The organism is Halomonas sp. GT (assembly GCF_002082565.1).
Taxonomy (GTDB): Bacteria; Pseudomonadota; Gammaproteobacteria; order Pseudomonadales; family Halomonadaceae; genus Vreelandella.
Genome location: NZ_CP020562.1, coordinates 2,120,569 through 2,134,192, shown reverse-complemented (window position 1 = coordinate 2,134,192; position 13,624 = coordinate 2,120,569). Strand labels below are relative to the sequence as shown.

20 protein-coding genes are annotated in these 13,624 nt (G+C 51.8%); 4 read left to right on the top strand and 16 right to left on the bottom strand.

What is annotated here, in order from left to right; translation table 11 throughout:
* Positions 1–54: 54 nt before the first annotated feature.
* Together B6A39_RS10050 and B6A39_RS10045 are read right to left on the bottom strand one after the other, a co-directional pair.
* Positions 55–348 (bottom strand): co-chaperone GroES, encoded by a 294-nt coding sequence (locus tag B6A39_RS10050; RefSeq protein ID WP_009724706.1) that lies wholly within the window; start codon positions 346–348, stop codon positions 55–57.
* A 230-nt stretch (positions 349–578) separates the two neighbouring features.
* Positions 579–1,049 carry an FxsA family protein gene (locus B6A39_RS10045; protein ID WP_083004893.1) on the bottom strand — a complete coding sequence of 157 codons (471 nt, stop codon included), beginning with the start codon at positions 1,047–1,049 and terminating at the stop codon, positions 579–581.
* Between the two features lie 229 nt (positions 1,050–1,278).
* On the opposite strand from B6A39_RS10045, the gene B6A39_RS10040 reads away from it, so the two are divergent.
* Positions 1,279–2,040 carry an SDR family oxidoreductase gene (locus B6A39_RS10040; protein ID WP_083004890.1) on the top strand — a complete coding sequence of 254 codons (762 nt, stop codon included), beginning with the start codon at positions 1,279–1,281 and terminating at the stop codon, positions 2,038–2,040.
* A 103-nt stretch (positions 2,041–2,143) separates the two neighbouring features.
* Here B6A39_RS10040 and B6A39_RS10035 read toward each other — a convergent pair whose 3' ends face one another.
* From B6A39_RS10035 to B6A39_RS09975, 14 genes are all read right to left on the bottom strand, one after another.
* Positions 2,144–3,181: a hypothetical protein gene (locus B6A39_RS10035; RefSeq protein ID WP_083004886.1), complete on the bottom strand. Its 1,038-nt coding sequence runs from the start codon at positions 3,179–3,181 to the stop codon at positions 2,144–2,146.
* Positions 3,182–3,220: 39 nt separating this feature from the next.
* Positions 3,221–3,850, bottom strand: coding sequence for a hypothetical protein (locus tag B6A39_RS10030; RefSeq protein ID WP_083004883.1), 630 nt, complete (start codon positions 3,848–3,850; stop codon positions 3,221–3,223).
* Positions 3,851–4,076: 226 nt separating this feature from the next.
* Positions 4,077–5,234, bottom strand: coding sequence for a site-specific integrase (locus tag B6A39_RS10025; RefSeq protein ID WP_083004880.1), 1,158 nt, complete (start codon positions 5,232–5,234; stop codon positions 4,077–4,079).
* A gap of 245 nt (positions 5,235–5,479) precedes the next feature.
* Positions 5,480–7,201, bottom strand: a complete 1,722-nt coding sequence (locus B6A39_RS10020) for a DNA cytosine methyltransferase (protein ID WP_083004877.1) — start codon at positions 7,199–7,201, stop codon at positions 5,480–5,482.
* Entirely contained in the window at positions 7,198–7,602 is a 405-nt protein-coding gene (locus B6A39_RS10015; RefSeq protein WP_083004874.1) for a hypothetical protein, read from the bottom strand. Before B6A39_RS10015 ends, B6A39_RS10020 begins: the two co-directional genes overlap by 4 nt.
* Entirely contained in the window at positions 7,599–8,210 is a 612-nt protein-coding gene (locus B6A39_RS10010) for a hypothetical protein (protein ID WP_083004870.1), read from the bottom strand. The genes B6A39_RS10015 and B6A39_RS10010 overlap by 4 nt, the downstream gene beginning before the upstream one ends.
* On the bottom strand, positions 8,207–8,452 hold the full coding sequence (locus B6A39_RS10005; protein ID WP_083004867.1) for a hypothetical protein: 246 nt from the start codon (positions 8,450–8,452) through the stop codon (positions 8,207–8,209). Before B6A39_RS10005 ends, B6A39_RS10010 begins: the two co-directional genes overlap by 4 nt.
* 68 nt (positions 8,453–8,520) lie before the next feature.
* Complete coding sequence (locus tag B6A39_RS10000) at positions 8,521–9,324, bottom strand: DUF2303 family protein (RefSeq protein WP_198036704.1); 804 nt, start codon at positions 9,322–9,324, stop codon at positions 8,521–8,523.
* A gap of 57 nt (positions 9,325–9,381) precedes the next feature.
* Entirely contained in the window at positions 9,382–9,735 is a 354-nt protein-coding gene (locus B6A39_RS09995) for a hypothetical protein (RefSeq protein ID WP_083004860.1), read from the bottom strand.
* Between the two features lie 90 nt (positions 9,736–9,825).
* Entirely contained in the window at positions 9,826–10,146 is a 321-nt protein-coding gene (locus B6A39_RS09990) for a phage antirepressor KilAC domain-containing protein (RefSeq protein WP_198036703.1), read from the bottom strand.
* Complete coding sequence (locus tag B6A39_RS18915) at positions 10,143–10,472, bottom strand: hypothetical protein (RefSeq protein ID WP_156886220.1); 330 nt, start codon at positions 10,470–10,472, stop codon at positions 10,143–10,145. The genes B6A39_RS09990 and B6A39_RS18915 overlap by 4 nt, the downstream gene beginning before the upstream one ends.
* Positions 10,469–10,660 (bottom strand): hypothetical protein, encoded by a 192-nt coding sequence (locus B6A39_RS09985; protein WP_083004852.1) that lies wholly within the window; start codon positions 10,658–10,660, stop codon positions 10,469–10,471. The genes B6A39_RS18915 and B6A39_RS09985 overlap by 4 nt, the downstream gene beginning before the upstream one ends.
* 79 nt (positions 10,661–10,739) lie before the next feature.
* Positions 10,740–11,744 carry a DUF4062 domain-containing protein gene (locus B6A39_RS09980; protein ID WP_083004848.1) on the bottom strand — a complete coding sequence of 335 codons (1,005 nt, stop codon included), beginning with the start codon at positions 11,742–11,744 and terminating at the stop codon, positions 10,740–10,742.
* Between the two features lie 9 nt (positions 11,745–11,753).
* Positions 11,754–12,386 (bottom strand): LexA family protein, encoded by a 633-nt coding sequence (locus B6A39_RS09975; protein ID WP_198036702.1) that lies wholly within the window; start codon positions 12,384–12,386, stop codon positions 11,754–11,756.
* Positions 12,387–12,474: 88 nt separating this feature from the next.
* On the opposite strand from B6A39_RS09975, the gene B6A39_RS09970 reads away from it, so the two are divergent.
* The 3 genes from B6A39_RS09970 (at position 12,475) to B6A39_RS09960 (ending at position 13,624) form a co-directional block, all read left to right on the top strand.
* Entirely contained in the window at positions 12,475–12,726 is a 252-nt protein-coding gene (locus B6A39_RS09970; RefSeq protein ID WP_083004840.1) for a hypothetical protein, read from the top strand.
* A 189-nt stretch (positions 12,727–12,915) separates the two neighbouring features.
* Complete coding sequence (locus tag B6A39_RS09965) at positions 12,916–13,425, top strand: phage regulatory CII family protein (RefSeq protein WP_083004835.1); 510 nt, start codon at positions 12,916–12,918, stop codon at positions 13,423–13,425.
* Entirely contained in the window at positions 13,418–13,624 is a 207-nt protein-coding gene (locus B6A39_RS09960) for a TraR/DksA C4-type zinc finger protein (RefSeq protein WP_156886219.1), read from the top strand. Before B6A39_RS09965 ends, B6A39_RS09960 begins: the two co-directional genes overlap by 8 nt.

Sequence of the window (13,624 nt, the reverse complement as noted above, 5' to 3'; positions counted from 1 at the left end):
GTTATTTCCTAAACATTGAAATTTAAAAGGAAAAGTAAGTAATCGAGGCGAGATTTAGCCTTCGACAACTGCCAAGATATCGGCTTCGCTCATGATCAGAACTTCTTCGCCGTTGATTTTTTGTTTCTCAACGCCGAAACCGTCTTTGAAAATCACCGAGTCGCCAACTTTAACGTCCAACGGGCGAACGTCACCGTTGTCGAGAATGCGACCATTACCAACCGCCAGGACTTCACCGCGAGTGGGTTTTTCCTGGGCGTTGCCCGGAAGCACGATGCCGCCAGCGGTTTTCTGCTCTTCTTCCACGCGACGAACAACGACGCGATCGTGCAAAGGACGGATATTCATGCTCACGTTCTCCTGAGTATCGTCAAAGCCCATAAGGGCAGTTAGCTAAATGAGATTTTCGTGGGCCTCTTGCCCGCGAAAAGTGAAGGTAAGTCACCTTCATGTTAATGGCGAAAGCTAGTGCATCCGCCGAACTTGTGTGCTGACTCAAAAGTGGGGGCTGCTCGTAGCCTTTCAAGGGGCAGGCGATAAAAAAATGTGGTTTTTTGACATTCTTCTTGAATGAGGCTTCAGCGCCGTCTTGCTGTTTCATCGCGGCTAATAAATTCGCCTTCAATCGGCCCTTCTTGATCGCTTGAGCGAGATGCATTGGCTTGCTCGTGACGGGCATGCTGTTGTTGACCAGTGGCGCCTTTTAAGCCCAACCAAGTGAGGGCTTTGAACATGAGCTGGCGAGCGTTAGGTATTAGACAAGCGATGCCGAGCGCATCAGAGAGAAAGCCTGGGGCCAAAAGTAATGCGCCACCGAAAATCAGTGCGGCCCCTGTAAACAGTTCTTGAGAAGGAATTTCACCTGCTTGCATACGCTGTTGCGCGCGCGCAAGTGTGGAAACACCCTCTTTGCGGATTAGGTGTAGCCCAATAAAACCAGTGCCCAGTACCAGTAGCAGGGTGGTTAACAAACCAATTTGGCTACCGATTGTAAACAGTAGTACAAAATCAACTAACGTAAACAGCGATATAAAAATAAGAATGGGCATGACAGACTCCATAACAAACGTAATTCGACAATATGGTGGCAGAATTCACGAAAACAAGCAGCCAACATTCGGCTAGCGTGCTTGTGCATGCGTTCTATTGCTCGATATTTTGCTCAATAACTTCTATGCTGCAGTGCACAATGACGCCATTTTACGAGGCGATATAGGTAGCGCTTAGCAAGCAATTTAAAGTATCGGTCTTTACAAGTATCGGCCTAAGGAGAATTAAATGAACCTAACTAATAAAGTGATCGCGATAACCGGAGGAGCCCGCGGCCTGGGCTTTGCTATGGCGGAGCGTCTAGGTAAACAAGGTGCCCGGTTGGCGCTTTTGGATATGAGTGCAGAAGCATTGGATGAGGCGGTATCGGCGTTAGCGTCTCAAAATATTCAAGCGCACGCATTTGTGACGAATGTGGCTGATGAACAGTCAGTGCAACAGGCATTTGCTGACATTGCAGTCCGCATGGGACCGGTAGGCGGTTGTATTAATAATGCAGGGATTACTGACGACGGTTTGCTTATTAAAGCAAAAGAAGGGGTAGTTGAGAAACGCATGTCGCTATCCGCTTGGCAGAAAGTACTTGATGTCAATTTAACGGGCGTTTTCCTGTGCGGGCGGGAAGCGGCAACGCAGATGGTAGAAGCAGGGCACCAGGGCGTTATTATCAATATTTCAAGTATTTCCCGAGCGGGAAATATGGGGCAAAGTAATTACGCGGCTGCTAAAGCTGGTGTTCATGCGTTGACAGTTACCTGGGGTAAGGAGCTTGCTCGTTACGGCATTCGTACCGGAACTGTGGCGCCAGGCTTTGTTGAGACCGAAATGACAGCTTCCATGCGACCCGATATGTTGGAAAGAATCTCTTCCAGTGTGCCTCTTAATCGATTGGGCAATCCAGATGACATCGCGAAAAGTGTCGCCTTCATTTTTGAAAATGATTACTTCACGGCGCGAATTATCGAGTGTGACGGTGGGTTGAGGCTTTAGATCATAAGAGACTAGCTATTGCTATTGGCAGTTGCATCTAAATAGTAGGCCATTGGCTGAACTGCCAGTGGCCTATCGCGTGTTAGCTTTGGGTCACTAATGGCTAGAAATGAAAGTAATCTCTCTGAAGCTCGCGCTGGAAATACATCTCTACTCGTAATGTCATCGCCCAGCGCGGATCGTAGCTAACCTCTCGCTGAAAATGCAGTTCTGGAATGACATCTGCAAACAGTATTCCTTTATGGATATCTCTGCGGTAGCGGGTTTGCAGGTAGTAGTTTGTCATTCGCGGGTTAGACAGACTTTCACCGATGGCGATAGCTGAATAGCGAAGCGCGCTGCGGCGGTTCAAACGCTGATTTAGCTGCACTACCTCACTGTACTCAAGCGTATCTTCCTCCTCGCGCCATTGCACATTGGTGATAAATCGCAAGTGGCGGTTGGTGGAAAGCGGGCGGCCAAGATCCCACTCAGTACGTGCTGAATAACCTGAGTTGTTAAACCAGGATAGTCGATTAAATGATTGTAGCTGCCAGGGGCTATCCTTAAAGTCCCACAGGCGTTCACTGGTAAAGCGGACATAGGGGTCAAGAGGGAGGCGCAGGCGAACGCCAGCGCCAAAGCGGTTACTCCAGTTCTCACGTTTGTCTCTGCTTTCTAACCAATCAAGGCCGAATGTTGATGTTCTGCGATCACGCTGGTCGTTATAGAGCCGCCCAGAGCCTTGATCAGCTAGCGTGCCTTGCGATTCTTCAGGATCACTTTCGATGATTAACCGAAGGCGCTCTTCTGTCGTGGGAAGATCGATGCGATAACGCACGCTAATGTCACCGTTAGTGCCTTCGCCTTCCATCCAGTCAATTTCCTGGCCAAGGCGGAGGTAAGATCTGTTATCAGCGGAAGCTGACTGATCACCACCAAAAAACGAGTCAATGTTTCTTGATGTGTTGTCTACCCAATTGCCAATGCGTGCTCGAAATGGCTCAACGCGCGTTTCGGCCCACTCGGGCAAGTCGCTATCTTCCTCAGCAGCATAGGTCTCTGTAGTCGAAGCTTCAGTATCAGAGGTTTCAGCAGAATAAGAGTGTGGCGACAGTGCACAAAATACGCCAAGGCAGAGGACCGCGAGCACTGGTTTCATCGATGGGTTCCTAGAAAAGTATTGTCCGAATGCGACATGTTATTTTGCTTTGTACATTTCAATACCTTTAGCCCATTGCAGTACGCGTTTACGTTCTCGACGGCTGGTCATGCGTTTAGTGTCGACTTGCAGCGGGGTTAGCTGGTGTAGCGAGTCAGCAGTTAAGTTTAATTTAAAGTACCGCGATGCACCGACAGGCATGTCTTCAGAGCCATAAATAGCGATGACGCGTATTTCAAGCTGAGGCGTTTGTTGCCTTAAAAAATGCTCATCAATGTCATAATGGCTGATAAGCTGCTGAACGATAGCACCAAAGGATTGTATGTGAAGATAATCGCCCGATGCTAGAGGGCCTTGGTGTGTCCGATACTCCGCATTTTCATCATCACCGCTTTGCTGCTGATATTCCACAACATCAAGCTCATAGCAGTGCTCATTCGTATGTAATACAGCAACTAAATGCTGAATATAAATGGCTTCACTGCTCATGTTGCTTATCAAGCATAACGCGTCTTTGCCAACCCCCTTGCCTCGATTGACGATAATCCTGGGGCGTCGCTGGCGGACATAGCCGTTGTAAAGCAGTTGGGCATAAAATACCCAGACAAGAAGGGTGCAGATACTGGCAATCGCAGATATTGCTTGGGCGTTATCTTTAAGCCATTCCATGGGTTGAGATCCTTCTCAAATCAAAGCGGCATTGATAACTGCTAACGTAGCTCAAAAAGAAGTTGAGGTCAGCTGGTTGAGTAATACTAGGTCTAAAACAAAAAAATTCGGTTAGCATAAAGCTACCGAATTTTTCGAAGGTAAAGACCTTTAAATTGGTGCGGATGGGGAGACTCGAACTTTCTCTGTACCACACCAATTCAGGTACTTACATTAACATGCTGACTTAAAGCTGACTACCCCCGAACATCTCGACTGCGCGAAGGCCCAGCTCGGGGGAGGTGTTGGGTATCCATTGTGCGTAGGTGCGGGCGGTGAACACCACGTCTCGGTGCCCCATCTGCTTGCTGACCCAAGCTAGCGGCTCGCCTGCGGATAGCATCATCGAACCGTATGTGTGACGCGTCTGGTAGAGCGTTCTGTAGCGAACACCTGAGCGGATCACAACCGGGCGCCAAAGCTTCTCTCTTATATCGTTGTCGCCGCTGAGTGGCTTCTGGCTGCGTGGCCACAAGAAGATGCGGCCACTGGGGTGAAGCCTGGTGTATTGCATTTGTGCTTTGAGCGCCTGGGTGGCGGGTGGTAGCAGGGCGACTGTGCGTCTGCCTGCAGTTGTTTTTGTGTCTTCGGCTTCTCCTTTTGCTGCGGTGGTAATGGATTTGTTCACCGTTATTTCCATACGGTGCCAATCGATATCACCCCATTCCAGCGCGATGTACTCACTCGGTCTAAGGCCTGTCCAGAATGCGAACTGGAACAGTGGGCGTATATTGTCTCGCGCTGCAGCGAGTATCGCCGCTTGCTCTTCACGTGTGAAAGGATCAGGGCCTTTCTTTGGCCCTGGTGCTTCTTTCAAGCGGTAGTGCCAGCCGTGGAGAGGGTTTGAATCGAGAAGTTCATCATTGACGGCATCGTCTAGCGCCGACCGCAGAACCATCACGATATTGGCCAAGCGCTTGTTGCCGCAACTAAGCGAGGCTACCCACGTGCGCACTTGGGGGCGTGTGACTTCGGCAAGTAGAAGCTTGCCGAACTGAGGGATCAATTGCCGCTCAATAATAGTGGTGTAGGTTTTGATCGTTGAGGCCTTGTGAGTGGGCCGCTTTAGATCGAGCCACTGCCGCAGGTAAGTATCAAGCCGATCCTGGCGCATGAACTTGCGTGCATTTTTGCTGCGGGGGAAGGTAACTTGGTAATCAAACGTGCCGGCGTCGATCGATGAAATTACCGCGGCGCGATGTTGCGCCGCTTTTTTCAGGTTAGCGGGGCTGGGCTGGAGCTTGAGTCGTTCGCGGCAGCGCGTGCCCTGGTAGTAGAAGTCGATTTCGATGCTACTGCTGGACGCAGCGCGGACGCCTTCTTGGTTGCTCCTTTGGTTACCCACTGTGCGTATCCCTCAAGTGACATTAAAACCCGCCCGTCAGGCGCTTTAAAGAACTGTTCGTTTAGGCGCCAATCTCCGCGCTTGATCTTTGATCTGATCGCAAACTCGCTGTAGCCGGTGAGCTCGCTGAATCGTTCAATGGTGACGTGATCAATCGGTAGCATTGCCGCCTCCTAATAGTGTGCAGGTCGAGGGTGCGCTTTGGCTTGGCATCGTTTCGGGCTTAATGCCAACTCCTAGTGTCTTCATGCCACGCCCTCCATGTGGTTGAGCTCTACTACCTGGTGATCGTTAGCGGCGGCGAGTGCTGCCATGGGGAGCGGGCTGACGCTGTTGCCGCACATGCGGGTTTGCGCGGTAATGGTGAACGGTTTGCCATCGTGGCCGCGATCGATGATGTAGCTATCTGGGAAGCCTTGGGCGCGGTAGAGCTCGCGGGGCTTGAGCATGCGCAGGCAGATATCCACGATCACGTAGGGCGTGCCTTTGATGTAGACGGTCACCAGGGCAAGCCGGTCTTTCGTGGTCACGGTGGTCATCGGGTCGTGCAGGTCTGCCCATTGGCCGCCGGTGCTGTGGTAGCGCATCAGGAACGCGGCGACCTGCAGGGCGCTTTCTTCTACCTCTTGGGAGAGCGTGCATCTCACTAGACCATGGTGAAGGCCGCCTGCTGTAATTGTCTGGAGTGGTTCGGTTACGTCGGCACCGTGCTGGTTTTGGCGTTGAACCATCAAGTGGGCGGTGACGATCTGTTGTTGGGTACCGCGACCGGTGATGGTGCTTAGTGGGTCATCGGCGGATCTGCCAGCGCCTTCATAAAAGCCGCCATTCATCTGTGCCATGAATGCAGTGGCCACTGCCATGCCACTGCTGGCCGTGATTGTGTTCATAGGTTCTTCAATGTCGCGGCTGCCAATTCCCCAGCGCTGGACGCCACCGGGTTTTCCTTGTCCGTGGGCGAGCTGAACTAAGCAGGGCGAAGCCACCGCGAAGCTGCCGCCTTTAGGCCATGCAGTGATAGTGCGTAGCGGTTCATTAATAGGCTGAACGACTTCACCGGTTCCGTAATTGGCAATCGGCACAATGAACGGCTCAGCGGCGCCGATCACGAACTTATCAATGCCCTTTGCGATGCGTTTCAGTGTGTTCTCTGCTAGCGGGCGGGGTCTGTTGAAGATGCTTTTGCCAAGGTCTGACCAGTCAATACACGATGCCGCCGATGCATAGCGCTTTTGGCCCTTGGCGGGTTTGCGGGCGTGAGTCGGTGTCGGCCAGACGATGGGCTGGCCATCTCGGCGGGTGATCAGATATAAACGCTTGCGTGTTGTGGGGGCGCCAAAGTCACAAGCGGCGATAGTACGCCACTCCACTTCATAACCTAGTGCCCGTAAGCCCCCGATGAAGTGCCGCCAATTCTGGCTCCGGCGTTTCTTATCCGGTACCAGGAACTGTTCATTGATCGGCGTTCGTTCACCGGGAGCGGCTACGGTGCCATCGATTTTCATTACACGGCCGGTTTCTTTGCAGCGTTTGGCGACCAGTGGGCCCCACTGCAGTATTTGCTCGACGTTCTCCAGTGAGATAACACGCGGGCGCACTAGGCCTGCCCATTTGTGAACGACCCAGCTTAGCGAGCGGATAGCACGTTTGCGTGGTTGCCCGCCACGGGCTTGGCTGTGATGGGTACAATCCGGGCTGGCATGCAGCCAGCCAACCGGGCGCCCATGCGTGGCGGCAATCGGGTCCACTTCGTACACATCGGTTTCATAGTGGTCTGCACCTGGATGATTGGCGGTGTGCATGCTGATGGCGTCGGGATCGTGATTGATGGCGACGTGCGCAGGTCGCTTCAAACCTATCTCTAATCCGGTGCTGGCACCGCCACCGCCGGCGAATAGATCGACGTTGATTTCGCCTTCGTAGTCGAGGGCGTACTGGGTGCGCCAGTGGGGAGGTTGTCGTTTCATTGGGCATACCCTTCGACTTGGCTACGCTCGTTGTAGAACTGTGTTGCTTCTTCAGCAGTTAACCTTCCTTTTCCATCGCAGATACAGCACTCAACACCAAAAACAGCACCATCTCCATCGCATTCTGAGCATAGTGTTGATTCTTGGTGCGCTTCTTCATCCTGGTGTTCTTCATCCAGATCAAGGTGCTCAACTTCCAGATCGCTCATGTCTGTGAAGTCGGGATCGGTGGATGAATAGATGCAGTTCAAAACATTGCTATGCTGTACAACAGCGTTCAACGCCTCGGCTAGCTCTTCTTTGCTATACCACTCATCGTTAATTACATTTTTGATGATAAAGCGGAGCTCTTTAACATCCCCGCTAAACTGGCGGCGGAAGCCGTTCATTGAGAATTTCACTGGCCACCTCCATTAGCTTGGAGGTGAAGGTCGTGAGCTAGCTTATCCGCATAATTACGCGTACAGGCCCCCAGGTTTTCGGCATGTTGTTCGATAAATTCCGCTAGCTTTAACGCATCGCGGCGGGCTTGGCTGGTGGCGGGTGTTTCATCTTCATCTCTTAGAAAATCAAACATTTCGGGAAATTCTATATCTTCAGCAAAGCAATCGTTTTCAAGCTGCTTTACAGCAGCCTTTGCCCGCTCAACATGCGCTGCCAACGCATCGCGTTCTTCCTCAGCGGCAGCTGCTTTCCTGCCTAGTTCTCGGTAGCCTTCAAGTTTGTTATTGGCTGCTTTGGCGACCATTTCACGAATACCTTGCTCAGCTTCCAGCGCTCGGGTTTTCCACTTATCTCTACGCTCTTTAAGTTTATCGATAGCGTTGAGAGCCTGGATCGTGCCGCCCGTAAGTTGATCTTCTTTGCGGATGCCTGCGGCTTCAGTCAGCTCAACGATGCTGTTGATCGCCATGGTAAACATGCGCTCCCAGCGCTGTGATTCTTCATAGGCCGCTTTCGCGGCCTGCTCGCTGTCTTGAAAAGTAATACGCCAAGCTTCGTAGCTCATTCCCGGCCCCCTTGGCCGTAGGCCTTGAGTGCTTCGGTTAAAGCTTCATGCTCTCCAAACTGGCGGATGTTGCCGTGTAGGTCGCCGGCAGACATCCAGAGCCAATCGTGGTCGCCTTCGGCATAGATAATCTCAATCCTGGCAGCTTCGGTGCCGCGCATTTGGCGAACCTTGTTAAACTCCACCAGTTTGAATTGTGGGTATTGTGGGCACGTCTGGTTTGTGGATTGTGCAGTTTGCATTGGTTTGCTCTCCGTTGGTGGGACCCCGTCGCTGGTGGTGGGCAGCGGCGGGGTGTTGCTGGGTGGGCTTACGACTTCTTGAAGGCGCCGAGTAGCAGGGTGCTGTGTTCGCCTAGTTCTTCGGCGAGCACTTCTTTGAACTCTTTCGCCATCTCTTCTTTGGCAGCTTCCAAGCCGATAATGCGCAACTTCAGTCGCGGCTTGGTCTCATCGGTGAGAATAGAAACGCGAATTTCAAACGTGCGATACGACAACCCCTCATACGGCAGGCAGTGGAAGCGGATGATGTCGGGTGTGCTGCCACCTGCGCTGGCATCTAGCGCGTCCATGCCTGACCGGCTGCTGCCCCAGTCGCGATCCTCTGACACGCGCTCGGAGCTGGCCTTGATCTCGATGCGCCGGACGGCGGCGGCGAGCTTCTGAGCGGTCATCTCCTGGCCATTGCTGTCGATCCCGGTGATGCAGTGGTGCCAATCTTCGATCCAGTGGGCCAGCTCTTTCTGGCCGAATGCGCTTTCGTGGGCGTTCAGGCACGCCACGAAGGCGCTGGTTTTATCCAGGCTGAGCGTGGCGGTGTGGTCGCCGTGGCCTGGATCGACGGCGTTGCCCAAGTCGAAAAACGCCTTGGCCGACATGGCATCCACGTTGACGAAGACGCGTGATTCATCCTCTTCGTTGACGTAGGCGGCGTAGTCTTCAATCGAGCTGGTGGTGAAGCTGCCACGGAAGCGGGCGGGCGATTGTTGAAAGTTTTCTAGCGACTGCAGCTCGTAGCCCTTCGGTACCAACATCGTAGGGGCATCGGTGCCCGGGTTGCCGATCTGTGCCGCGTGAACGAGGGCTTCAATCTTTTCGATGGCTTGATGGTCCATGGTCATTCCTCTTGCATTGGTTTGCGTTGGTGGGTTTTGGGTGTGTCAGTGCGCTGGTTAGGCGCGCTGGGTGTTGGGCTGTTCGTTAAACTCAAACTTTCCCTGGTTTTCGGGGAACAGCGTGAGCTTGCCACCACGGCCGACGTATAGCGGCGTTTTTGTGGTGTTCTCCTCAGAGCGCTTGCCTTTGGCGGTGGGCACTACATAGCTGAGCTTGTGGGCGCAATCGACTTGGGAGCTGTCCGCGATCTGCTTCAGGCTGAACTTGATGGTGACGTCAGCGGCTTTGCCATGAGCGACGCAACCAGCAGCGGCATCACTTAGGGCTCGGGCTAGCTTTTCGCGGAAGATGCCGGCGTCTAGATCGTCGAGCAGGGCGTTAATGTCGGTTGAGGTAGGTTCGTTAGCCATGATTGGTTTCCTCTATCTACGTGGTGGTGTGGCCTTTAGGCCGTGGTTTTTCGGCGCTGCATTGGCAGCGTCGCGAAACGGGGTTATAGGTCAGCTGTCGTTGGCGGCTTCACGCTGGATGCGGATGCTTAGGCGATTTGCGATGTAGAGCAGGCCGCGTTCTGTGACCAGCGTTTTACCGTAGGGGCGTTCGGTGCCTAGTCCTGGGTTTTCATAGGCTTTTAGCTCAACCACCAAGCGGCCAGTTGATGTGTGCGGGCGGGTGGCCACGTTGGAAGCATCCAGCATGCCGATCTCACGTAGTTGCTTGCACAGCGTGTTGCGGCCAGTGCCCAGCAGTGCGGCCGCTTCTTGAAGTGTGTAGCGCTGGCCGAGTACGCGGGCGGGCGGTGGGTGTTGGGGGGCGTTCATGCGGCGTCGTCTCCTGTAGGTGGGGTTAGGAAACCTTCCAGTATTAGTGCCATGGTCTGTAGCTCTTGCAGCGCGGGAGCGCCCATCCATGAGCAGCGGCCCGGGAGCTGTACATTTATAGTGGTGAGCGCTTTGAAGTTCCGCTGCTCTATCTCGCTAAACAGCAACACATGGGCGCTGAACTCATGAACTTGACCAGAGTATTCAATGCTTACTGCATAAGTGCCTTGCATGCTGATCGTGATTGCCAGAGCTTGGATGTAGGCCATGGCATCGCGGTGTGCTTGCGTTAGCACTGGGGCGGGGAGTTGGGTGACGGTATTCATGCAGCACCACCCTGGCGGCGCAATCTTGCCGCTTCTTCAGGGGTGAGTAGATAGATAGTACGGGATTTTTTGCTAGCGATACGGGCAGCAACACGACCTGTGACGTGTTGCATGGCCGCGATGGCGATGTGGCTGTTACCTGCGGCCGGGTGCATGATCACCCGGCATGTTGGGGCATGGGTTTGCATAGCTTTCTCCTACACGTGGTGGGCGTGTAAGGAGCTAGGCTAGTACCAAATGGGTGTTTTGTAAATACCTTTTGGGTATTTAAAAAGGTATTTCGTCATCAAAATCTGATGTAGCTGGAGGAACAGATACATCTCTTAGACGTCTAGGTGTCTGTGTATGTACCTGCACCCAGCTGTCATCCCATTCTTCAGGAGTGATAATATTTAGTTTCATTTGGTCATCAAATAAATTACTGCTAATTTTTACTGTACTCAGTTTGCTTGATCCAAAATCGCACCATTCTAGCGAATCTGTTTCCCCTATTCCTGGAATGTTTATGTCTTCAAATCCCCTGTCAGACAATAATTCGTTAAGCTCATCAAGGTTGGTGAAATAAACTCTAAATGGAATTAATAATTTTTGTTTTATTGCTAAAAATGCTGGGTGGTTAGAAAGGAGTATTTCTTTTATTGTTGAATCAGTTTCTTTTCTCTCATTAGTTAGGAATGTTACTAGTTGTTCGAGAGTTTTAGCCGCTGATTTAATATCTTCAATTGCTTGTAGTTCTTTTTTCTTTGCCTCTTCGCTAAGAAGTCTTTGGAATAGGCCTGACCATTGCTCTCTTAAATAAAAAATTATGTCGCTTGAGGTTTCGAAGCCAGCAATATTATTGTTTATTGGTAAGCTACTAATTTCCTCTATGAACTTGTATATCTTGGGGTTGTCAACCGCAGCATACTGTATATTCTCATTTTTTTTGTTTTTTTCGTACGTTCTAAATTCTGCATGGACTGTTTTATCAATGAATATATATACTTGCTTTCCTAAATCAATTGCTTGTTTTAGTTCTTGGTTAGATATTGATGCATCATGAAGACGAGATCCGGTGCCATATCTGCTTCCAACGATTGAGATCAATATATCGCAATTGTTGATTTCTTTATAACAGTACTGCTCAAGCTCTGACTGGTTGCCGTAAGGTATGTTCCCTCGTTCATTAAGTACTGGATCATAGCCAATTTCCTTAATGAACCGTTCTAGGTCTGAGCGTACGTTTTTTAGATCGAAATATGTGGAGCTAATAAATACTCTTGGACGAGCCATGGTTGTTCCTTATAGATCTTCTACACGCCAGCGCGCCTTACCTAAAATAGTCCATTCCCCATCCATACGGGTGTAGCGAGGCTCAAAACTAGGATTAGTCGCACAGAGATACATTTCGCCGTCTTCGCAGCGCAACTGTTTGAAGGTGCCGTGGTTATCCGAAATGCGCATGGCATAAACAAAGTCGCCATTCTTCCATTCAAGGTCGGGATCGATAACGATCTTGTCGCCTTCTTGAAAGCGCGGCTCCATGCTGATGCCTTCGATCCTTAGGGCAAAAGCTTGTGGGCCAGTCGGGCCGGGAGCTATTACATACTCTGTGACGTTCGCTTCCTGAATGTTTTCCATTAGCTTCCCTGCCGATGCGAGGCCAAGCACAGGTAGCTGGCGAGAGGTCGTGGTTGTAATGACCGAGGCGTTACTGTCTGCAATTGGCTGGTCAAGGTGACCGTGAGGAAGGTGGAGACAGTTTTCAATATGACGTGCCAATGCGTCCCCAATACCCTTGTGGGCTGAGGCTCCTGCTATGGCACTTACCTGGCCTTGGCTTCTGTCAATTTTATCTGCGAAAGCCTTAAGGGTGAGTTCGCGCTCTTTGATGAGGCTCTGAACGCGCATGCGGCGCGTAGTTTTGATATCCATGAGCCAAGTTTCCTTGACATTACCTAAAAGGTAAACGAGCATTTAGGTATTGATAAGCCAATACCATATAGGTAGTATCGAGGCTGCTATGAAATTATATGACTATCTTCGAGAGCTAGACCGTACTGATGCGCGAGGCGTGAACCCACTGGAAGCTTATGCTGCGCGTGTGGATACTTCAGTAGGCTATTTGAGAGTGCATGTGCTCAAAGCCAGAAAGGCAGCTTCATTGAGGTATATGCGCAAGCTTGCAATAGCCAGTGAAGGCAACGTGTCCTTATCTGAGGTGCTAATGCATTACGGTGTGACTGAAGAAGAATTAAACAAAAAAGCCGCCTAACCAGCAGCTTTAGAGGTGCCGGGGAGATCTTCCCACCACAGGTTTACTCCCCGGCGAAGGTGCAGAGCGGTTTAGATGCCCACCACAGGCCCGCTCTGCTGTGCGCAAACCAATGCAATGAAATGCGACACATCCCCAATATAACCGATTGGCGGGTGGGTTGCATGGCAACGTTTCGGGAGTAATGCCATGTCTAAGATCTGGCCCACCTCGCGGGAACGCGCTGAGCGCGAAATCCTGCCCCTCAATTTATCGATGTATCACGCCGCGCGTGATTATCCCGGCGGCGGCAAAGCCATTGCGGCCGTTTACGGGCTGCCTGCCACCACGCTGCAGCATCGCCTTAACCCCAACGCCGATAACCACAAACTGAGCATTGACGACTTAGAGCATGTTCTTGAAGCGACGCGTGACCCGCGCATCTTGGATTCACTGTTATCGCTGGTACCGAACGCGCATTGGTTTGAATACGACGAGGAGAGTAGCGAGTGTAGCGAACAGCAGTTGCTGAACTACGTCGCGAACCTGTCTAGCCAGGTGTCTGAAATGATCACTCGGATCAGTGAGCATCGCCGCGATGGTACTTATCACGATCATGAGAAAGCGGAATTGGAAAAGCTCAAGTGCCAGCTTATTGGTTCGGTGCAGGCGCTACTAGTGAGTGCCCAACGGTTCGATGGGGAGGTGCGCCATGGATAACGCTGATGTTGCAACTGAGTACATGGAGTGGCGTTTAGAGCAGGCGCTGAAGGGTCGCCAGCAGGCGGCGGTGCCTGCCAGCGTAACTGAGGTAATTGACTGCGTGGATTGTGGCGAGGAGATCCCTGCCGCCCGCCGTGAGCGTCTGCCTGGTGTGGTTACGTGTGTGCCGTGCCAAACGAGAAGGGAGAAGCGGTGA